Genomic DNA, 19,693 nt, shown 5'->3' on the forward strand with positions numbered 1-19,693 from the left:
CATTCGGCCGGCGCGGGCCAGCCATGCATTCGACGCAGCGCATACAGGCGTGAGGGCATAAAACAAAATGCTTTATCGGTCAGCAATTCTGACCTATACTGCACCAGCCGCCTCGGGAGGGATCAGATGAGCGTCCAGGATATTTCGCTGACCGATCGTTTCGACCTGTCCAAGCGCCACGTCCTGCTGAACGGGACGCAGGCGCTGGTCCGTCTGATGCTGATGCAGGCGGCGCGCGACAAGGCCGCGGGGCTGAACACCGCCGGTCTGTGCACCGGCTATCGCGGCTCGCCCCTGGGTGGGGTCGACCTGCAGATGATGAAATCAAGAACGCTGCTGGAGCCTGCGAACATCCTGTTCCAGCCGGGCCTGAACGAGGATCTGGCCGCGACCGCCATCTGGGGCAGCCAGCAGGCCGAACTGCGCGGCGAGGGGAAATACGACGGCGTCTTCGCCCTGTGGTATGGCAAGGGTCCGGGCGTGGACCGCACCGGCGACGTGATGCGCCACGCCAACATGGCGGGGTCATCGAAACATGGCGGCGTCGTCATGGCGATGGGCGACGACCACACCGGCGAATCCTCGACCGTGCTGCACCAGTCGGACTGGGCGATGGTGGACGCCTATATCCCCGTGCTGTCGCCCGCGGGCGTGCAGGAGATTCTGGACTTCGGCCTTTATGGCTGGGCGCTGAGCCGTTTCGCGGGCGTCTGGACGGGCCTCAAGACCATGAAGGACACGGTCGAGGCGACCAGCGTCGTGGACGGCGACCCCTTCCGCATGAACTTCGTCATCCCCGACGACTTCGTGATGCCGGACGGCGGGCTGAACATCCGCCTGGGCGACACGCCGGTCGCGCAAGAGGCGCGGATGATCGACTTCAAGCGGTTCGCGGCCGAGGCCTTTGCCCGCGCGAACCGCATCGACCGCCGCGTCTGGGGCAAGCCGGGCGCACGGATCGGCATCTGCGCCGCGGGCAAGAACTGGCTGGACGTGGTTCATGCGCTGTCGCTGCTGGGGCTTGACCAGGCCGAGGCCGAGCGGCTGGGCATCACCACCTACAAGATCGGCCAGACCTGGCCCTTGGACATGACCAGCTTTCACGAATGGGCCGAGGGGCTGGACCTGATCATCGTGGTCGAGGAAAAGCGCAAGCTGATCGAGGTGCAGGTCAAGGAGGCGATCTTCGACGACCGCCGCGGCCGCCGCGTCTATGGCTGGCACAAGGGCGACACCTGGGAACACGGGCGGCGGCTGGAGCTGTTCCCGACCCGCTATGCGCTGGACCCGGTGCTGATCGCACAGCGCCTAGGCGACATCCTGATCGAGGAAGGCCGCCGCACCGACCGGCTTGAGGCCGCGATGACGCGCCTGACGGAAACCCGGCGCAACGACAATGCCCCCGAGATTGCGGTCAGGACGCCGTGGTTCTGCTCGGGCTGCCCGCACAACTCCTCGACCAAGGTGCCCGAGGGCAGCCGTGCCTATGCGGGGATCGGCTGCCACTACATGGTCCAGTGGATGGACCGGGAAACCACCGGCTTCACCCAGATGGGCGGCGAGGGCGCGAACTGGATCGGCGAGGCGCCGTTTTCCAACCGTCCCCATGTATTTCAAAATCTTGGCGACGGAACCTACAACCATTCGGGCTCTCTCGCGATCCGGGCGGCCAAGGCGGCTGGCACCAACATCACCTACAAGATCCTGTTCAACGACGCCGTCGCGATGACCGGCGGCCAGCCGAACGAGGGCGAGCTGACCGCGCCCCAGATCGTGCGCGAATTGCAGGCGATCGGCGTGCCGGTGGTGCTGGTCTATGACGAAAAGGAAGAGATCGACCGCAATCTGTTCCCGTCGGGCCTGCGTTTCGAGGAACGCGCCAACCTGATGGCGGTGCAGCGCGAACTGTCCCAGCAGCCCGGCGTCACGGCCATCGTCTATGTCCAGACCTGCGCCGCCGAAAAGCGCCGCCGCCGCAAGAAGGGCAAGTTCCCCGATCCCGATCGCCGCGTCTGGATCAACCCCGAGGTCTGCGAGGCTTGCGGCGACTGCTCGGTGCAGTCGAACTGCGTGTCTGTCGTGCCCTTCGACACGAAACTGGGCCGCAAGCGGGCCATCGACCAGTCGTCGTGCAACAAGGATTACAGCTGCGTCAAGGGCTTCTGCCCCAGCTTTGTCAGCGTTTCGGGCGGCACGCTGCGCAAGCCCGCCGCCGAGGCGCTGCACCTGCCCGACCTGCCGGCGCCCGCGCTGCCCGTGATCGACGGCACCCACAACCTCGTCATCACCGGCGTCGGGGGGACCGGCGTCGTGACCATCGGCGCGGTGCTGGCGCAGGCCGCCCAACTGGACGGCAAGGGCGCGGGGATGATGGAGATGGCGGGCCTGGCGCAAAAAGGCGGCGCGGTCCACATCCACCTGCGGCTGGCGAACGACCCCGCCGACATCAGCGCCATCCGCGTCGCGGTCGGCGAGGCCGACGCCATCATCGGCGGCGACCTGGTGGTGACGGCGGGCGCCAAGACCATCGGCCTGATGACGAACGGCCGCACCGGCGCGGTGGTCAACGACCACGAGATCATCACCGGCGAGTTCACGCGCAACCGCAACTTTCACGTGCCGTCCGACCGGCTGAAGCTGTCGCTGCAGGCGCGGCTGGGCGACCGGGTGGCCTTTCTTGACGCGTCCAGGCTGGCGGAACGCTATCTGGGCGACTCGATCTATTCCAACATGCTGGTGACGGGCGCGGCCTGGCAGCAGGGGCTGATCCCCTTGTCCGAGGCGGCGATCCTGCGCGCGATCGAGCTGAACGGCGCCAAGGCCGAGGAAAACAAGCGCGCCTTCCACATCGGCCGCTGGGCCGTGCTGTTGCCCGATCAGGCCGCGCCCGCGCCCGTGCTGCAGCAGATCTTCGACCCCGTCGCCTATCGCGCAAACCGGCTGGTCGGCTATCAGGGCGAGCGGCTGAAGCGGCGCTTTCTGACGCTGGTCGAGACCGCGCCACCGGAACTGCGCGAGACGGTGGCCGAAAGCTATTACCGGCTGCTGGCGATCAAGGACGAATACGAGGTCGCGCGCCTGCACCTGACCACCGCCGAGGGCGTCGCCCGCACCTTTGACGGCGACACGCGGCTGACCTTTCACCTTGCCCCGCCCTTCATGGGCGGCAAGGACGCAGAGGGGCGGCCGAAAAAGCGCGAGTTCGGCGCGTGGATGCTGCCGGTGTTCCGGGGCCTTGCCGCGATGCGCGGCCTGCGCGGCACGCCGCTGGACGTCTTCGGCTGGCAGGGAGAGCGCCGGCGCGAGCGCGCCCTGATCGCCGCCTACGAACGCGACATGGCCGAGGTGCTGCCGAACGTGACGCCGGCCACGATGGAGATCGCCCGCGAACTGGCCGCCCTGCCGCAGGAGATCCGCGGCTATGGCTTCATCAAGGATGCCGCTGCCGACAAGGCGCAGGTCCGGCGCGACGAGCTGATCGCCGCCTTCCGGGCCGGCGGCTGGCCGCAGGGCCAGGGCGGCGAGGCGATGCGCATCGCCGCCGAGTGACCGGCCGCGCCGGGGCGGTCCCCCCCCCCGGCGCGCGCGAGTTTGATGACGCGACCTGATCGAAGTCATGGCGCTTGGGGGCCTCAGCCCTTACATGATCCGCAGCAACCAGGAGGGTGTGCATGGCGGTCGGCGTGTTCGATTCGGGTCTGGGCGGGTTGACCGTGCATCAGGCCATCGCCGCCCGGATGCCGGACCTGCCGTTGGTGTATCTGGGCGACAACGCCCATGCGCCCTATGGCGTCAGGACCGCCGACGACATCTATGACCTGACCTGCCGCGGCGTGGAACGGCTGTGGGCCGAGGGTTGCGATCTGGTGATCCTGGCCTGCAACACCGCCAGCGCCGCCGCCCTGCGCCGGATGCAGGAAAGCTGGCTGCCCCCCGGCAAGCGCGTGCTGGGCGTCTTCGTGCCCCTGATCGAGTCGCTGACCGAACGCCACTGGGGCGACAACAGCCCCCCGCGCGAGGTCGAGGTCAAGCACGTCGCCCTGTTCGCCACGCCCGCCACCGTGGCCAGCCGCGCGTTCCAGCGCGAGCTGGCGTTCCGCGCCATCGGCGTCGATGTCGAGGCACAGCCCTGCGGCGGCGTGGTGGACGCCATCGAGGACGGCGACGAGATGCTGGCCGAGGCGCTGGTCCGGTCCCATGTCGAGGCGCTGAAGCGCCGGATGCCCCACCCGCAGGCCGCGATTCTGGGATGCACCCATTACCCGTTGATGGAAAGGACTTTCCAGTCCGCCCTGGGCGACGGGGTCAAGGTTTTCTCGCAGGCCGACCTGGTGGCGGAAAGCCTTGCCGACTATCTGGCGCGGCGCCCCGGGTTCCGCGGCAAGGGAACCGTCTCGCGCTATCTGACGACCGGCGATCCGGCGCGCGTATCCACCAAGGCCACGCAGTTCCTGCGCCGGCAGATCACCTTTGAACCCGCCTGAGACGATGAGGGCACCAGAATGAAATCTCTCAAGAAAAAGCGCCGCATCCAGGTTCTGTCCGCCGCCGCCGTGGCGCTGGCCCTGTCGGCCGCGCTGATCGGTTATGGCTTTCGCGACGGGATCAACCTGTACCGATCGCCCAGCCAGGTGGCGAGCGAGCCGCCCGAGACAGGCGAGGTCTTCCGCCTGGGGGGGCTGGTCGAGGCGGGCTCTCTGGTGCGTGGGGAAAGCGAGACCGTGACCTTCACGGTGACCGACGGGGCCGAGGCGGTGCCGGTCCGCTTTACGGGTGTGCTGCCCGACCTGTTCGCCGAGGACGCCGGCATGATCGGCACCGGCCAGATGCAGGGCGGTGTCTTTGTCGCCGACGAGATCCTGGCCAAGCACGACGAGAACTATATGCCGCGCGAGGTGGCGGATTCGCTCAAGGAGCAGGGGCTCTACAAGGGTCCGAACTCCTGACGCAACGCGCGCAGGGTTAACAGCCCGTTAACGGCCCCGAGGCAGCCTGATCCCCTCAGCGGAAGGGGGGCAGGAATGCAGACGGTCGAGGAGATCGCGGCGCAGATCGTCGCGCGCGAGGGGGGCTATGTGGATGACCCCGACGATCCCGGCGGGGCCACTAACCACGGCGTCACCATCGGCACGCTGCGCCGGCTTGGGATCGATCTGAACGGCGACGGCCGCGTCGGCACCGACGATCTGCGGCGGCTGACCCGGGGTCGTGCGGCCGCGATCTATGTGCAGCACTATTTCCGCGCGCCGCACCTGGACCAGTTGCCGTCCATCGTGCAGGCCAGCGTCTTCGACATGCAGGTGAACGCCGGCAGCCAGGCCGTCCGGCTGTTGCAGCGGCTGGTCACGCGCATGGGGTTTTCCTGCCGCGACGACGGGATCGTGGGGCCGCGCACCATCGCGGCGGCCCGCGCCGCGGCCGAGGCTGCGCCCCGGCACCTGGCCGACGCCTACGGGATCGCGCGCCGCAACCATTACTATGCGCTGGCCGACGCGCGTCCCGCCAGCCGCAAGTACGCCCGCCGGCAGGACGGGGGAAAGGGCGGCTGGATCACCCGCGCCGAGGCCTTCATCGCGCCACGCTATCACCTGACCCTGACTGAGCACCACGCAAGGACTGCATCATGGGCATGATCGACCGCTTTTTGAACGTAGGCCAGACCGTGACCGCCGTGTCCAATGCGGCCACGGGCGTGGCCGAGGTGTTCACCCCCAATTCGACCCGCCGGATGGAGCTGGACGAACAGGCGTATGGACAGGCCATGGACCAGTTGCAGGCCGAGTTCGGCCGGGCGCCGTCTGGCTGGTTCGACGGGCTGATGAACGGGCTGAACCGGTTGCCGCGCCCCTTGCTGACGCTGGGAACGATCGGGCTGTTCATCTATGCGATGGTCGAGCCTGTCGGCTTTTCGCACCGCATGCAGGGGCTGGCGCTGGTCCCGGAGCCCTTGTGGTGGCTGATGGGGGCGATCGTCAGCTTCTACTTCGGGGCGCGCGAGGCGCATTATTTTCGGGGCCGTGTGTGGCCCGGCACCCGGGTGTCCGCCACCGTTGCGGCGGGGACTCGCAGGACGACGCCCGCCGACGACGGCTGGCGCGCGCCCGCGTCGCCCGTGGCCGCCGACGATGGCTGGCGCGCACCGCCGCCGCCGCCGCTGACCGGGGCGGTGGCGACCGTCACGGTCACGGGCGATGCCGCGCCCGCCGCCCCGGCCCGTCCCGCCCACGACGACGATCTGGCCGACAACGCCGCGCTGCGCGACTGGCGCGCGGGTCGGGCCGGTCGATGACGGGTCCGTGACGCCAGGCCGCAGCACAGGCACTGGCCCCTGCGCCCCCAAAAGACTACCTTGCCCCTCGGAAGCGTTCCGGGGGGCTTTTCACATGATCGCCGAGCTTGGCCATTTTGCGCTGATCCTGTCGCTGGCCGTGGCGCTGTTCCAGACGGTCGTGCCGCTGGTCGGCGCAACCCGCGGCTGGCCCGCCTGGATGGACTCTGCCCGCCCCGCGGCGCTGGCGCAGTTCGGGCTGATCGGCATCGCGTTCGCGGCGCTGACGGTGGCGTTCGTCACGTCGGACTTCTCGGTGGCGCTGGTCTATGAAAACAGCCACTCGGCCAAGCCCATGCTCTACAAGATCACCGGGGTCTGGGGAAACCACGAAGGCTCGATGCTGCTGTGGGTGCTGATCCTGGCGCTGTTCGGCGCGGCCGCCGCCAGCTTTGGTGAACATCTGCCGCCCGCGCTGCGCGCCCGCGTGCTGTCGGTCCAGGGAGCCATCGGGGCGTCGTTCCTGACCTTCATCATCTTCACCTCGAACCCGTTTCTTCGGATGAACCCGGCCGCGTTCGACGGGCGCGACCTGAACCCGCTGCTGCAGGACCCGGGCCTCGCGTTCCACCCGCCGTTTCTCTACCTCGGCTATGTCGGGCTTTCGATGTCGTTCAGCTTTGCCGTCGCCGCCCTGATCGAGGGGCGGGTGGACGCGGCCTGGGCGCGCTGGGTGCGGCCGTGGACGCTGGCCGCCTGGGTGTTCCTGACCATCGGCATCGCGCTGGGCTCGTGGTGGGCGTATTACGAACTGGGCTGGGGCGGGTTCTGGTTCTGGGACCCGGTCGAGAATGCCAGCTTCATGCCCTGGCTGCTGGCCGCGGCCCTGCTGCATTCCGCCATCGTCGTGGAAAAGCGCGAGACGCTGAAGGCGTGGACGATCCTGCTGGCGATCATGGCCTTCGGGTTCTCGCTGATCGGCACGTTCATCGTGCGGTCGGGCGTCATCACCTCGGTCCACAGCTTTGCGTCGGACCCGTCGCGGGGCGTGTTCATCCTGGCGATCCTTGCGTTCTTCGTCGGCGGCGCGCTGACGCTGTATGCGGCGCGCGCGGGTACGATGACGGCGCGCGGCGTGTTCGCGCCCGTCTCGCGCGAGGGCGCGCTGCTGCTGAACAACCTGCTGCTGGCGGTGGCGGCCTTTGTGGTGTTCGTCGGCACGATCTGGCCGCTGGTGGCCGAACTGGCTTGGGGACGTAAGCTGTCAGTGGGGGCGCCGTTCTTCGAACAGGCGTTCACGCCGTTCATGATCGCGCTGGCCGTCGCCCTGCCGATCGGGGCGATCCTGCCGTGGAAGCGGGGCCGCATCGGCCGGGCCGTCGCCACGCTGCGGCCGGCGGCGATCCTGGCGGTCGCGGTGGCGGCGCTGACATTCGCGGTCTCGACGGGCCACTCGGCGCTGGCCGTGGTCGGCGCGGCGCTGGGGGCCTGGCTGATCGGCGGCGCGGCCATCGACATCTGGCAGCGCGCCGGACGTCAGGCGGGCCGGCTGACACGCCTTCCGCGCGCCGACTGGGGCCGGGTCACGGCGCATGCGGGCCTTGGCGTCACCTTCATCGGCATCAGCCTGTTGATGGCCTGGCAGGTCGAGGACATCCGCGTCGCGCGCGTGGGCGAGACCTTCACCGTCGCCGGGTACGACATCACCTTGGCCGAGGTCGAGGAATTGCCCGGCCCGAACTATACCTCGACGACCGCGGTCATGCAGGTCGCCCGCGACGGCCGCCCGGTGGCGACGCTGCACCCCGAAAAGCGCGTCTATCCCGTGCAGGCGATGCCCACGACCGAGGCCGCGATCCACAGCGGCCCGTTCGGCGACATCTATCTGGTGATCGGCGACCCGCAGCAGGACGGCGGTTGGGCGGTTCGCAGCTATATCAAGCCCTTTGCCTTCTGGATCTGGCTGGGCAGCGGGCTGATGGCGCTGGGGGGGCTGATCAGCCTTTCGGATCGCCGCTGGCGGGTCGCCGCCGCGGCCCGGCGCACGCCCGGCATGGTCCCCGCGGAATGAGGCGCGCGATCCTCGGCCTTGCCCTGGCGCTGTCGCTGCCGGTGGCCGCGCTGGCGGTGCAGCCCGACGAGGTTCTGGCCGACCCGGCCCTCGAATCCCGTGCGCGAGAGATCAGCCAGTCGCTGCGCTGCCCTGTCTGCCAGGGCGAGAACATCGACGAATCGAACGCCCCGATCAGCCGCGACCTGCGGCTTTACGTGCGCGAGCGGCTGGTGGCGGGCGACAGCGACGCGCAGGTGATCGACGCGGTCACGACCCGGTTCGGCGAATATGTCCTGTTCGAACCGCGGGCCGAGGGGGGCAACCTGATCCTCTATGCGGCCGGTCCGCTGATGGCACTGGTCGCGGCGCTGGGGGCGTGGGGTTTCCTGCGCCGGCGGCGCGAGACGGCGACCCCCGTCGTGGCCCTGACGGTCGAGGAGCGGGCGCGGCTGAAAAGCCTGATGGATCAGGACAGCTGAACGAACCGCGGCTCGGCGCCGCGATTGTCGAAGAACGGCACGGTGGAGGGGGCGGTCAGCGGGCCATTCCCCGCCGCCGCGGCCATCGCCTCGATCTCGGCCAGAACCACTTCGGTGATGAAGGGCAGGTCCAGGGCGCGGGCCTCGGCCAGCGCAACCCAGTGCAGGTGGCTCAGCTCGTCGCAGGCGCGCGAGAAATCATGCCGGTCGCCTTCGATGTGCCGCGCGTCGATCAGGAAGAAGCGGGCATCGAACCGCCGCGTGCGGCCCGGCGGGGTGATCGCGCGAAAGACAAAGATCAGCGCGCCGTCCGCCGCAGGGTCCAGCCGCAGCCCGGTCTCCTCCTCCAACTCGCGCAGGGCGGCATGGGCCAGCGCCGTGGGGGTGATGTCCGAATCGGTGCGACGCTCGGCCGCCAGCCGGGCCGCGCAGGCATCGGCCAGCGGCACCGCCACCGCGTGACGGTCGTCCGGGTCAACGGCGCCGCCGGGAAAGACGTATTTCGCCGGCATGAACGCCGCGGCCGCGCCGCGCATCCCCATCAGCACGGCCGGCCCCCCGTCCGCGTAGCGGTCCAGCAGGATCACGGTCGCCGCATCGCGCAGCCGGTCGGGGGCCGGCGCGGCGGGCGTATCGGCCAACGGCGCGGCCGGGGCGTGCTGCCCGTCGCTCACCGTCGCGACTCGGCGCTTTGCGGGCTGACAGCGTGGGCGGGGTCCTCGGCGGCCTGGCCGAAGCCGTGCATCCGCTTGGCCCACTGAAAGCCGACCCACGCGCCCTTGACGCGCGGCAGCATCAGCAGCGACAGCAGCAGTGATCCGCCGACGAACACCCCCAGCATCACCAGAGTCGACGGACGATACAGCGTATAGATCGTCAGCATCAGCGAGGCCGCCAGGTGCGAGACGATCAGGATGGTCACATACGCCGGCCCGTCGTCGGCACGATGGTGATGCAGGTCCGTCCCGCAGGACGGGCAGTGGTCCTTGACCCGCAGATAGCCGGTGAACAGCCGCCCCTCGCCGCAGGCGGGGCAGCGGCCGGCGGCCCCTCGGCGCATGGCTTGGCCAACCGGGCGGTTGGCGGCGTGGGTCGGGGGGGCGGTGGTCGCAGGCATGGGCACCTCAGGCACGGACAGCGTCCGGACAGAGATAGGAAGCATGGTGCCGTTTGGCCAGCGCAAGCCGGGCAGGCTGCATCAAAAGATGCAGAATGCCGCATGCTGGCGCCTTCGACCGGGCCCGGGGCCGATGCGCGGGGGCGGGCAGCCCCCGGCGCGGGCACGCGACGCGGATCAGCCCCGCAGGATGGACCGGCCGGCGTATTCCGCCGTCGCGCCCAGCATCTCCTCGATGCGGATCAGCTGGTTGTACTTGGCCAGCCGGTCCGACCGGGCCAGGCTGCCGGTCTTGATCTGGCCGCAGTTGGTGGCGACGGCGAGGTCCGCGATGGTCGCGTCCTCGGTCTCGCCCGAACGGTGCGACATGACGCTGGTGTAGCCGGCGCGATCCGCCATCCGCACCGCGTCCAGCGTTTCCGACAGCGTGCCGATCTGGTTGACCTTGACCAGCAGGCTGTTGCCGCAGCCCTTGGCGATGCCCTCGGCCAGGCGGGCCGGGTTGGTCACGAACAGGTCGTCGCCCACCAGCTGGACCGATGCCCCCAGCCGTTCCGTCAGGAGCCGCCAGCCGTCCCAGTCGTCCTCGGCGCAGCCGTCCTCGATCGACAGGATCGGATAGTCGGCGCACAGCGCCGCCAGATAGTCCACGTTCTGCTGCGGGGTCAGGGATTTCCCCTCGCCCGTCATCTCGTAGCGGCCGGACTTGAAGTATTCCGTCGAGGCGCAGTCCAGCGCCAGCATGATGTCGTCGCCGGGCGTGTAGCCGGCCTTTTCGATCGACCGCAGGATGAAGTCCAGCGCGTCGCGCGAGGACGACAGGTTGGGCGCGAATCCCCCCTCGTCGCCCACGCCGGTGGCAAGGCCCGCCGCCGACAGTTCTTTCTTCAGCGTGTGGAACACCTCGGACCCCATGCGGATCGCGTCCCGGATGTTCTCGGCCGCGACGGGCATGATCATGAATTCCTGAATGTCGATCGGGTTGTCGGCGTGCTCGCCCCCGTTGATGATGTTCATCATCGGCACCGGCAGAAGCCGCGCCCCGGTCCCGCCGACATAGCGGTACAGCGGCTGGCCGGTCGCCTCGGCCGCGGCCTTGGCCACGGCGAGGCTGACGCCCAGGATCGCGTTCGCGCCCAGCCGGCCCTTGTTGGGGGTGCCGTCCAGTTCGATCATCATGCGGTCGATGGCCAGTTGCTCGGTCGCGTCCTCGCCGATCAGCGCCTCGGAGAGTTCGCCGTTGACGGCCGCCACGGCCTCGAGCACGCCCTTGCCGAGGTAACGCCCCTTGTCGCCGTCGCGCTTTTCGACCGCCTCGTGCGCGCCGGTGGATGCGCCCGACGGCACGGCCGCACGGCCCATGGTCCCGTCCTCCAGCGTGACGTCCACCTCGACGGTGGGGTTGCCACGGCTGTCCAGGATCTCGCGGGCGAAGATGTCGATGATGGCGGTCATGGGGCCCTCTTTTTGCCGAACGCTGCAGCCTCATAGCCGCGCGGCGGGCAGGGGGGAACCCGGTCGCCCGGATTATAGCGCGATATCCACCCAGATCGGCAGGTGGTCGGATGCGCGTCGCGCCAGCGGGCTGTCGTGAACGCCGCTGTCGAGGACCGCGATCCCGGCCGACAGCGCCATGCGGTCATAGCGCAGCTGCGGAAAGGGGGCGGGCCAGCTTGGTCCGGGCGCCAGCACGTCCAGCCCGGACAGCGATTCGAGGCCGCGGTCGTCGTGCCATTCGTTGAAGTCGCCGGTCAGGATGAACCGTTGCCCCCCGATCCGCGCCGCCTTGGCCGCCAGCCGGGCCAGTTGCGCGCGCCGCGACGACCGCGCAAGCCCCAGATGCACCACCACGACGGTCAGTTCGGCCAGCCGCAGCGCCAGCGCGCCGCGCGGCTCGATGCCGGGCAGGGGCAGGCGGCGCACGCTGGCCACCTGCGCCAGGTCGGGGCGCAGCAGGATCGTCTGCCCGTGCCAGCCCAGCGACTGCTCGCTGGTGGTCAGATGGGGCGCGGGCACCATGCCCGTCATGTCCTGGATCATCCGGCGCGGCAGTGCCTCGGGCCGGGCGCCGAAACGGAAATCGACCTCTTGCAGCGCCACGATGTCGGCGCGCAGGTCGGCGATGACCTGAAGGTTGCGCTCGGGTGCATGAGGCCCGGTCAAGCCGCGGCACTTGTGCAGGTTATAGCTGGCGACGCGCAGGGATCGGGTGGGTGTCATGGGCCAGTGCTGCCACGCCCGCGACCGGGTTTCCAGTGGCGGGCGCGGATCTCAGGTGCCGCAATAGGTGACTCGCACAGCCTCGCTGCTGGCCGGCGGGGCCGACAGGTCGCGCCACTCGGCACGGTCGTCGAAGGGCGCGGTCACGGCCGCCACAAGCCGGTGGAACGGCGCGAAATCCCCGGTCACGCCCGCGTCGATGGCCGCCTGGATGCGGTGGTTGCGGGGGATGCGCACGGGGTTCGCCGCGGCCGCAACCGCAAGGTCCGGCCCGCGCGCCTGCCAGTCGCGCTGCCAGTCGAGGAAGGGCGCCGGGTTGGCGAACTCGGCCGCGGCCTCGCCCGTGACAAGCCCGCGGAAGGTGCGGGTGAAATCGGCGCCGGCGTTGGCCATCAGGGTCAGCAGGCGTTCGACCAGCGCGCGATCGTCGGGGTGGGGGTCGGCCAGCCCCAGCTTGGCCCCGAAACGCCGCATCCATGCCGCCTGATACAGCGCCGGAAAGCCGTGGACCGCCTCGGTCGCCGCCGTGACGGCGCGGTCGGTGTCCTCGCCCATCAGCGGAATCAGGCAGCTGGCCAGCTGCGCCAGGTTCCAGACCGCGACCTGCGGCTGTTCGGCCCAGGCATACCGGCCGCTCCGGTCGATCGAGGAAAACACCGTGTCGGGATGATAGGCGTCCATGAACGCGCAGGGGCCATAGTCGATCGTCTCGCCACTGACGGCCATGTTGTCGGTGTTCATCACGCCGTGGATGAACCCCAGGGCCATCCAGTGCGCCACCGTCTCGGCCTGGCGCGCGATGACGCCGCGCAGCATCCCCAGCGCGCCGTCTGCGTCCGGGTAGTGGCGCGCGATGACGTGATCGGTCAGGGCGCGCAGCCGGTCGATGTCGCCGCGGATGGCGAAGAACTCGAACGTGCCGACCCGGATGTGGCTGGACGCCACGCGCGTCAGCACCGCGCCCGGCAGCGCGGTTTCGCGCCACACCGCCTCGCCGGTGGTGACGGCGGCCAGCGCGCGGGTGGTGGGCACCCCGGCCGCCGCCATGAACTCGCTGACCGCGTATTCGCGCAGGACCGGCCCCAGCCACGCACGCCCGTCGCCGCGGCGCGAAAAGGGCGTCGGCCCCGACCCCTTCAGCTGGATGTCGAAGCGCGCGCCGTCAGGCGCCACGACCTCGCCCAGCAGCACCGCGCGCCCGTCGCCCAGTTGCGGCGACAGGCCGCCGAACTGATGCCCGGCATAGGCCTGGGCGATCGGCTCGGCGCCCGGGGGCGCGGCGTTGCCGGCCAGCATCGCAAGGCCCTCGTCGCTGTCCAGCCAGTCGGCGTCCAGCCCCAGCCGCGCGGCCAGCGGGCGGTTCAGCGCGACGCGCCCGGGCTGGGCCACCGGCGTCGGCAAGGTGCGCGTGAAGAACCCCGTCCCGAGCCGGGCATAGGAGTTGTCGAACGGAATGGGGGCATGGGTCATGGTCATGACCGCGATGTGGGGCCGGGTGCGCGCAAATGGAAGACCCTGGCCTGTCCGGCCGCAGGCAGGCCCGCGACCTGCCGACCGCCCCGGCCCGCACGGCGGTCTGCGCGGCGCGGTCCCCCGACCCGGCTTGCGGCCAGCACCGCGCGGGCGTATCCCTGCGCCTTGCCTGCGCCCGGAGAGTGCCATGAAGTTCCTCGATCTTGCCAAGGTCTACATCCGGTCCGGCGGTGGCGGCGCGGGGGCAGTATCGTTCCGGCGCGAGAAGTTCATCGAATACGGCGGGCCGGACGGGGGCGACGGGGGCCGCGGCGGCGATGTCTGGGCCGAGGCCGTGGACGGGCTGAACACGCTGATCGATTTCCGCTATCAGCAGCATTTCTTTGCCAAGTCCGGCCAGCACGGGATGGGCAGCCAGATGACCGGCGCGTCCGGCGACGACATCGTGCTGCGGGTGCCGGCCGGGACCGAGATCCTGGACGAGGACCAGGAGACGGTGATCGCCGACCTGACCGATGCGGGCCAGCGGGTGCTGTTGGCCAAGGGCGGCAACGGCGGCTTTGGCAACCTGCACTTCAAGTCCGCGACCAACCGCGCGCCGCGCCACGCAAACCCCGGCCTGCCGGGGGTGGAACGCACGCTGTGGCTGCGGCTCAAGCTGATCGCGGACGCGGGGCTGGTGGGCCTGCCGAACGCGGGCAAGTCCACCTTTCTGGCGGCGGTGTCCAATGCCCGGCCCAAGATCGCGGATTACCCGTTCACCACGCTGGTCCCGAACCTGGGCGTTGTCGGCATCGACTCGCATGAGTTCGTGATGGCCGACATTCCCGGCCTGATCGAGGGCGCGAGCGAGGGCAGGGGTCTGGGCGACCAGTTCCTGGGCCATGTCGAACGCTCGAACGTGCTGCTGCACCTGGTGGACGGCACGGCCGAGGACGTGGCGGCCGACGCCCGCACGATCCTGACCGAGCTTGAGGCCTATTCCGACGTGCTGGCCGCCAAGCCGCGCATCACCGTCCTGAACAAGATCGACGCGCTGACGCCAGACGTCGTGGCCGAACGGCGCGCCGCGCTCGAGGCGGAACTGGGAACGCCGGTGATGGTCATGTCCGGGGTCGCGCGCACCGGCGTGACCGAGGTGCTGCGCGCGCTGTGGGAGCGCATCGCGCCGACCCGCGTCCGCAAGGTGGAAAACCCCGCGCCATGGCAGCCGTGACGCCGGACATCGCCGCCGCCCGCCGGCTGGTGGTCAAGATCGGCAGTGCGCTGCTGGTCGGGCCGCAGGGCCTGCGGGCCGACTGGCTGCGGGGCCTGTGCGACGACGTGGCCGACTGGCGCAGGCGCGGGGCGGACGTGGTGCTGGTCAGCTCGGGGTCGATCGCGCTGGGGCGCCGCGTGCTGAACCTGCCCGCGGGCGCCCTGATGCTGGAGCAGGCGCAGGCCGCCGCGGCCGTGGGCCAGATCCGCCTGGCCCGCGCCTATGAGGAGATGCTGGCCCCGCATGGCGTCACCACGGCGCAGGTCCTGGTCACGCTGGAGGATTCCGAAAACCGCCGCCGCTATCTGAACAGCCGCGCCACGATGGAGACGCTGCTTGGCTTGGGCGTGGTGCCCATCGTCAACGAGAACGACACCGTGGCGACCGACGAGATCCGCTTTGGCGACAACGACCGGCTGGCCGCGCAGATCGCCGTCACCTGCGGGGCCGACCAGTTGCTGCTGCTGTCGGACGTGGACGGGCTTTACACCGCCAACCCCAAGACCGACCCGGAGGCCCGCCATTTGCCGCTGGTCGCGCATCTGACGCCCGAGATCGAGGCGATGGGCGGCGATCCGGTCAGCGGTCTGAGCAAGGGTGGCATGAAGACCAAGCTGATGGCCGCCCGCACCGCGACCAGCGGCGGCTGCGCCATGGCGATCGCCGAGGGGTCCGTGCTGCGGCCCCTGTCGGCGGTCGCGGGCGGCGCGCGGGTGACGTGGTTCCTGCCCGAAAGCGACCCCCAGGCGGCCCGCAAGCGCTGGATCGCCGCGATGAAGCCGCGGGGCGAGCTGTCCATTGACGCGGGCGCGGCGGCGGCGCTGGCGCAGGGCCGCTCGCTGCTGCCCGCGGGGGTCACGGCGGTCGCCGGGGTCTTTCACCGCGGCGACCCGGTGACGATCCGGGGGCCGCAGGGTGCCGCGCTGGCGCAGGGCCTGGCGCGCTACGATTCGACCGAGGCGCAGAAGATCGCGGGCCGCCGCAGCGACGAGATCGCCGCGATCCTGGGCTATGACCCGCGCAGCGCGCTGGTCCACCGCGACGACATGGCCGTGGGGCGCTGACAAGGCCGCGGCAAGGTCCGGCTGCGGGGCTGGCACGGGCGTGGCGCGGGCTAGAGCTTTTCGCCCATCGGCTGGCGGGTGGCGCGGCGGCGGCGGCGTGCCTCGCGCAGGTGCGACAGGTGCGCCGCCGAGGTGCTCGGCGGCGGCAGCGACAGGACGGCCCGGCGCAGCGCCTCGATCCCGTCCTCGGACCGGGGGGGAAGGGTGGCGGGGTCGATCGGCTCGCCGATGCTGATGCGATAGGTGTGCCCGGCCTTGTTCAGCACCTCGTTGAACAGGGTCACGTCGCGCAGCGTGGGGTGGATCGCGTCCAGCAGATAGAACAGCGCCGAGTTGCGGGCGCGGATGTGGACCGGAATGACCGGGGCGCCGAACTTGCGCGCGATCATCACGGCGCTGGCCATCCACGGGCGTTCGTGCAGCGTCAGCCCGCGGCGCTTGGCCAGCCGCCCCGACGGGAAGATCAGTCCGATCCGGCCCTGACCCAGCGCGGCGCGGGTATAGTCCATCGTGGCCTTGGTCTTGGCGTGGCTGCGCTTTTCCAGCCGCCATTCGACCGGGGCGATCAGCTCCTCGGTCTGGGGCAGCACGCGGATCATGTCGTGGTTGGCATAGATGAACAGGTCGTCGCGCACCGCCGACACGACGGCGTGCAGCACGATGCCGTCGGCAATGCCAGTCGGGTGGTTCGCCACGATCAGCGCGGGACCCGTCGCGGGCAGGTTCTCGATGCCCTCGACGCGCAGGTCGCGCACGATCAGCGCCGAGACGCGGCGCATGATCTCGTCCGTGGGCAGGTCGCGGAACTCGGTCGCCAGCTCGATCGAACGGGGATAGCGCAGCAGCCGCATCATCATCGCCTTGGCCAGCGTGTGATGCGGCTTGCCCGAATAAAACCACGGCGCCCGTTCGGCGATCAGCGGGTCCAGCCGCTGCTGCATCTCGGTCCGGGCAGGCAGTCGCCCCGTGGCGGCTGCGGACGCGGCGGGCTTGACGGGCGGGCGCGTGGTCATGGTCAGGCGATTATCCATGGGGTCCGGGGGGGCCGCAAGCCGGGTCAGCCGCCAGTGGCAAGAATGCGCGACACCATCTCGGCGGTGTTGCGCGACAGACCCGGCGCCGCGGCGATCCGCGACAGCGCCGCGCGGGCACGATCGCGGCGCATGGCATCGTGGCGGGTCCAGGTCTCGAACACGGTGCTGACGCGGGCGGCGATCTGCGGGTTGACCGGGTCCATTCGGATCAGCCAGTCCGCGACGAAATCATATCCCGACCCGTCGGCGGCATGGAACGCGGCCGGGTTGGCGGCCAGCCCCGCCACCAGCGCCCGAAAGCGGTTGGGGTTCTGCCAGTCGAAATCGTCGCGTGCCGCCAGCCTGCGGGCGGTGGCGACCGCCGTGGCGGGGGGCGCGGCCGTCACCTGCACGCCAAACCACTTGTCCATGACCAGGCGGTTGGCCCCGAACTGCGCCCGCATGTCGTCCAGCGCCGCATCGGCGGCGCCCAGGCTGACCAGCGCGGCCAGCGCGCCCAGCCGTTCGGTCATGTTCCCGGCCTTGTCCCACAAGGCCCGCGCGCGGTCGCCCCCGTCGATGCGCGACAGCAGCGACAGCGCCGCCAGCCGCAGGCTGCGCGCGCCCGACTGCGCCGCATCCGGCGCGTAAGGATCGGCCACGGTCATCTCGGCATAGATCCGGCCCAGCACGCCGGCGTGCCGGGCGGCGATCTCTGCCGCAAGCCCCTCGCGTGCGCGGTGGACGGCATCGGGGTCGGGCACGCCGCCGTGGGTGACGATCTCGGCCGCGATCTCATCCTCGGACGGCAGGCGCAGGACCAGCGCGACAAAGGCGGGGTCCTGGCCCGCGTCGGCCAGCAGGCCCCCCAGCGCATGGCTCAGCGCCGGATCGGACTCGCCGCCCTGCGCCAGGGCTGCCAGCGATTCCATCGCCAGATCGTGGCCCGCCTGCCAGCGCGCAAACGGATCGGTGTCATGGGCCAGCAGCACCGCGCGGTCGTCGCGGCCGATCTGGCGCTGGACCGTGACCGGCGCGGAAAAGCCGCGCAGCAGCGACACGACCGGGCGGCTGCCCAAGCCGTCGAAGCGCCAGTCCTGCTCGGCCTCGGTCATCTCCAGCACGCGGGTCGCCATCACCTCGTCGCCATTCTGCGAGATCAGACCCAAGGCGATGGGGATCACGCGCGGCGGCTTGTCGGGCTGGCCCGGCGTCGCGGGTGTGGACTGGGCAAAGCGCAGGGTCAGGCGGCCTGCGTCCGCATCCCAGTCCTCGGCAAGCCGCAGGCGCGGGGTGCCCGCGTCGGTGTACCAGCGCTTGAACTGCGTCAGGTCGCGGCCCGTGGCGTCCTGAAACACCTGAAGCCAGTCCTCGATCGTGCAGGCCTGCCCGTCGTGGCGGTCGAAATACAGGTCCAGCGCCGCGCGATAGCCGTCGTCGCCCACCAGGCGCTTGAGCATCCCGATCACCTCGGCGCCCTTTTCATAGACCGTGGCGGTGTAGAAGTTGTTGATCTCCTGGTAATGGTCGGGGCGCGGCGGATGGGCGAGCGGTCCGGCATCCTCGCGGAACTGGCGGGCGCGCAGGGTCACGACATCCTCGATCCGCTTGACCGCGGCCGAGCGCATGTCGGACGTGAACTGCTGGTCGCGGAACACCGTCAGGCCCTCTTTCAGGCACAGCTGGAACCAGTCGCGGCAGGTGATGCGGTTGCCGGTCCAGTTGTGGAAATACTCGTGCGCGATCACCGCCTCGATGCGCTCGTAGTCGGCGTCGGTCGCCGTCTCGGGACTGGCGAGGACCAGGCGCGCGTTGAAGATGTTCAGGCCCTTGTTCTCCATCGCGCCCATGTTGAAATCGTCGACGGCCACGATGTTGAACACGTCCAGGTCGTATTCCCGGCCATAGACGTCCTCGTCCCAACGCATGGCCTTTTTCAGCGAGGTCAGCGCAAAGCCCGCCCGGTCCACGTCGGCAGGCCGCACCCAGACGTTCAGCGCCACGTCGCGGCCCGAACGTGTCACGAACCGGTCGCTGGCGGCGGCCAGATCGCCCGCCACCAGCGCGAACAGATAGGCGGGCTTGGGCCAGGGGTCGTCCCATTCCGCCCAGGCCGGCCCCGCGGCCGCGGGATTGCCGTTCGACAGCAGCACCGGCAGGTCGGATTCGATGCGGACCCGGAACGGGGCCATGACGTCCGGCCGGTCGGGATACCAGGTGATGTGGCGAAAGCCCTCGGCCTCGCACTGGGTGCAATAGATGCCGCCGGACAGGTACAGCCCCTCCAGCGCGGTGTTGGCGGCCGGCGCGATCTCGACCTCGGCCGAAAAGACGAACGGCCCGGCGGGCAGGGCGGCAGCGTCGATGGTCAGCCGCCCGTCGCCCAGGGTGATGTGCGCCGGGTCGATGTCCGCGCCGTCGATGGTCAGCGCGCGGGTGATCAGCCCGGGGCCGCCGTCCAGCACCAGGGGGCCGGGTCCGGCCCGCCTCAGGTGCAGATCCGACCGCACCAGCGTCGCGTCGGGGTCCAGGCGGAACGCCAGTCGCGTGGCGGTCAGGGCAAAGGCCCAGGGGCGGTAATCGCCAAGGCGGCGCGTTTCTGCCATTGCTTGCCTCACTGCCGAAAAAGTGGTCTGTGCGCGGAACTTGTGCTGTAACGGCGTGTTAAGCGCAGGATAGCCGGGTCGCAAGCCAAGGCCGTGCCGTCCGACTGCGGTGCGTGGCAAGGGGACCCCCGACCGTGTTCGC

Annotated in this window: 15 protein-coding genes and 1 pseudogene; 9 read left to right on the forward strand and 7 right to left on the reverse strand. The window is 70.2% G+C overall.

Annotated elements, in window-relative coordinates:
- Nucleotides 1–126 precede the first annotated feature (126 nt).
- From DPQ23_RS11685 to DPQ23_RS11715, 7 genes and pseudogenes are all read left to right on the forward strand, one after another.
- Nucleotides 127–3,549 carry an indolepyruvate ferredoxin oxidoreductase family protein gene (locus tag DPQ23_RS11685; protein ID WP_112874973.1) on the forward strand — a complete coding sequence of 1,141 codons (3,423 nt, stop codon included), beginning with the start codon at nucleotides 127–129 and terminating at the stop codon, nucleotides 3,547–3,549.
- Between the two features lie 122 nt (nucleotides 3,550–3,671).
- On the forward strand, nucleotides 3,672–4,484 hold the full coding sequence (locus tag DPQ23_RS11690; protein WP_112874974.1) for a glutamate racemase: 813 nt from the start codon (nucleotides 3,672–3,674) through the stop codon (nucleotides 4,482–4,484).
- A gap of 18 nt (nucleotides 4,485–4,502) precedes the next feature.
- Nucleotides 4,503–4,946, forward strand: a complete 444-nt coding sequence (ccmE, locus tag DPQ23_RS11695; RefSeq protein WP_112874975.1) for a cytochrome c maturation protein CcmE — start codon at nucleotides 4,503–4,505, stop codon at nucleotides 4,944–4,946.
- A 75-nt stretch (nucleotides 4,947–5,021) separates the two neighbouring features.
- Nucleotides 5,022–5,633 (forward strand): holin-associated N-acetylmuramidase, encoded by a 612-nt coding sequence (locus tag DPQ23_RS11700; RefSeq protein WP_112874976.1) that lies wholly within the window; start codon nucleotides 5,022–5,024, stop codon nucleotides 5,631–5,633.
- Nucleotides 5,624–6,020 (forward strand): annotated as a pseudogene (locus tag DPQ23_RS16200) (holin family protein); the annotation flags it as partial. The gene DPQ23_RS11700 and the pseudogene DPQ23_RS16200, both read left to right, overlap by 10 nt.
- 363 nt (nucleotides 6,021–6,383) lie before the next feature.
- Nucleotides 6,384–8,339 carry a heme lyase CcmF/NrfE family subunit gene (locus DPQ23_RS11710; RefSeq protein ID WP_112874978.1) on the forward strand — a complete coding sequence of 652 codons (1,956 nt, stop codon included), beginning with the start codon at nucleotides 6,384–6,386 and terminating at the stop codon, nucleotides 8,337–8,339.
- Entirely contained in the window at nucleotides 8,336–8,800 is a 465-nt protein-coding gene (locus tag DPQ23_RS11715; RefSeq protein WP_112874979.1) for a cytochrome c-type biogenesis protein, read from the forward strand. The genes DPQ23_RS11710 and DPQ23_RS11715 overlap by 4 nt, the downstream gene beginning before the upstream one ends.
- Here the strand turns inward: DPQ23_RS11715 and DPQ23_RS11720 are convergent.
- The 5 genes from DPQ23_RS11720 to DPQ23_RS11740 form a co-directional block, all read right to left on the reverse strand.
- Nucleotides 8,788–9,474: an NUDIX hydrolase gene (locus DPQ23_RS11720; protein WP_420818584.1), complete on the reverse strand. Its 687-nt coding sequence runs from the start codon at nucleotides 9,472–9,474 to the stop codon at nucleotides 8,788–8,790. The two genes, DPQ23_RS11715 and DPQ23_RS11720, sit on opposite strands and share 13 nt — an antisense overlap.
- Nucleotides 9,471–9,917, reverse strand: coding sequence for a DUF983 domain-containing protein (locus DPQ23_RS11725; protein ID WP_112874980.1), 447 nt, complete (start codon nucleotides 9,915–9,917; stop codon nucleotides 9,471–9,473). Before DPQ23_RS11725 ends, DPQ23_RS11720 begins: the two co-directional genes overlap by 4 nt.
- Before the next feature lie 177 nt (nucleotides 9,918–10,094).
- The gene (gene eno, locus DPQ23_RS11730; RefSeq protein ID WP_112874981.1) at nucleotides 10,095–11,372 is read right to left on the reverse strand and encodes a phosphopyruvate hydratase; all 1,278 of its coding nucleotides are present in this window, start codon (nucleotides 11,370–11,372) and stop codon (nucleotides 10,095–10,097) included.
- A 72-nt stretch (nucleotides 11,373–11,444) separates the two neighbouring features.
- Nucleotides 11,445–12,137: an endonuclease/exonuclease/phosphatase family protein gene (locus tag DPQ23_RS11735; RefSeq protein WP_112874982.1), complete on the reverse strand. Its 693-nt coding sequence runs from the start codon at nucleotides 12,135–12,137 to the stop codon at nucleotides 11,445–11,447.
- A gap of 51 nt (nucleotides 12,138–12,188) precedes the next feature.
- A complete protein-coding gene (locus tag DPQ23_RS11740) occupies nucleotides 12,189–13,607 on the reverse strand; it encodes a protein adenylyltransferase SelO (RefSeq protein ID WP_420818585.1) in 1,419 nt (472 codons plus the stop codon).
- 190 nt (nucleotides 13,608–13,797) lie between these two features.
- Here DPQ23_RS11740 and obgE point away from each other — a divergent pair, with 190 nt between their 5' ends.
- Both obgE and proB read left to right on the forward strand, forming a co-directional pair.
- Nucleotides 13,798–14,826 carry a GTPase ObgE gene (gene obgE, locus DPQ23_RS11745; RefSeq protein WP_112874984.1) on the forward strand — a complete coding sequence of 343 codons (1,029 nt, stop codon included), beginning with the start codon at nucleotides 13,798–13,800 and terminating at the stop codon, nucleotides 14,824–14,826.
- Nucleotides 14,814–15,932, forward strand: a complete 1,119-nt coding sequence (gene proB, locus DPQ23_RS11750) for a glutamate 5-kinase (RefSeq protein WP_112874985.1) — start codon at nucleotides 14,814–14,816, stop codon at nucleotides 15,930–15,932. Before obgE ends, proB begins: the two co-directional genes overlap by 13 nt.
- A 50-nt stretch (nucleotides 15,933–15,982) precedes the next feature.
- Here proB and DPQ23_RS11755 read toward each other — a convergent pair whose 3' ends face one another.
- Together DPQ23_RS11755 and pepN are read right to left on the reverse strand one after the other, a co-directional pair.
- Nucleotides 15,983–16,873 carry a lysophospholipid acyltransferase family protein gene (locus DPQ23_RS11755; RefSeq protein ID WP_112875036.1) on the reverse strand — a complete coding sequence of 297 codons (891 nt, stop codon included), beginning with the start codon at nucleotides 16,871–16,873 and terminating at the stop codon, nucleotides 15,983–15,985.
- Nucleotides 16,874–16,989: 116 nt separating this feature from the next.
- A complete protein-coding gene (gene pepN / locus DPQ23_RS11760) occupies nucleotides 16,990–19,551 on the reverse strand; it encodes an aminopeptidase N (RefSeq protein WP_112874986.1) in 2,562 nt (853 codons plus the stop codon).
- Between the last annotated feature and the right edge of the window lie 142 nt (nucleotides 19,552–19,693).

This window comes from Paracoccus endophyticus (assembly GCF_003286075.1).
GTDB lineage: Bacteria > Pseudomonadota > Alphaproteobacteria > Rhodobacterales > Rhodobacteraceae > Paracoccus > Paracoccus endophyticus.

Coding starts and splice junctions, on each gene's coding strand:
- DPQ23_RS11685 (WP_112874973.1), top strand. CDS start 127: ATGAGCGTCCAGGATATTTCGCTGACCGATCGTTTCGACCTGTCCAAG.
- DPQ23_RS11690 (WP_112874974.1), top strand. CDS start 3,672: ATGGCGGTCGGCGTGTTCGATTCGGGTCTGGGCGGGTTGACCGTGCAT.
- ccmE (WP_112874975.1), top strand. CDS start 4,503: ATGAAATCTCTCAAGAAAAAGCGCCGCATCCAGGTTCTGTCCGCCGCC.
- DPQ23_RS11700 (WP_112874976.1), top strand. CDS start 5,022: ATGCAGACGGTCGAGGAGATCGCGGCGCAGATCGTCGCGCGCGAGGGG.
- DPQ23_RS11710 (WP_112874978.1), top strand. CDS start 6,384: ATGATCGCCGAGCTTGGCCATTTTGCGCTGATCCTGTCGCTGGCCGTG.
- DPQ23_RS11715 (WP_112874979.1), top strand. CDS start 8,336: ATGAGGCGCGCGATCCTCGGCCTTGCCCTGGCGCTGTCGCTGCCGGTG.
- DPQ23_RS11725 (WP_112874980.1), bottom strand. CDS start 9,917: ATGCCTGCGACCACCGCCCCCCCGACCCACGCCGCCAACCGCCCGGTT.
- eno (WP_112874981.1), bottom strand. CDS start 11,372: ATGACCGCCATCATCGACATCTTCGCCCGCGAGATCCTGGACAGCCGT.
- DPQ23_RS11735 (WP_112874982.1), bottom strand. CDS start 12,137: ATGACACCCACCCGATCCCTGCGCGTCGCCAGCTATAACCTGCACAAG.
- DPQ23_RS11740 (WP_420818585.1), bottom strand. CDS start 13,607: ATGACCCATGCCCCCATTCCGTTCGACAACTCCTATGCCCGGCTCGGG.
- obgE (WP_112874984.1), top strand. CDS start 13,798: ATGAAGTTCCTCGATCTTGCCAAGGTCTACATCCGGTCCGGCGGTGGC.
- proB (WP_112874985.1), top strand. CDS start 14,814: ATGGCAGCCGTGACGCCGGACATCGCCGCCGCCCGCCGGCTGGTGGTC.
- DPQ23_RS11755 (WP_112875036.1), bottom strand. CDS start 16,873: ATGCAGCAGCGGCTGGACCCGCTGATCGCCGAACGGGCGCCGTGGTTT.
- pepN (WP_112874986.1), bottom strand. CDS start 19,551: ATGGCAGAAACGCGCCGCCTTGGCGATTACCGCCCCTGGGCCTTTGCC.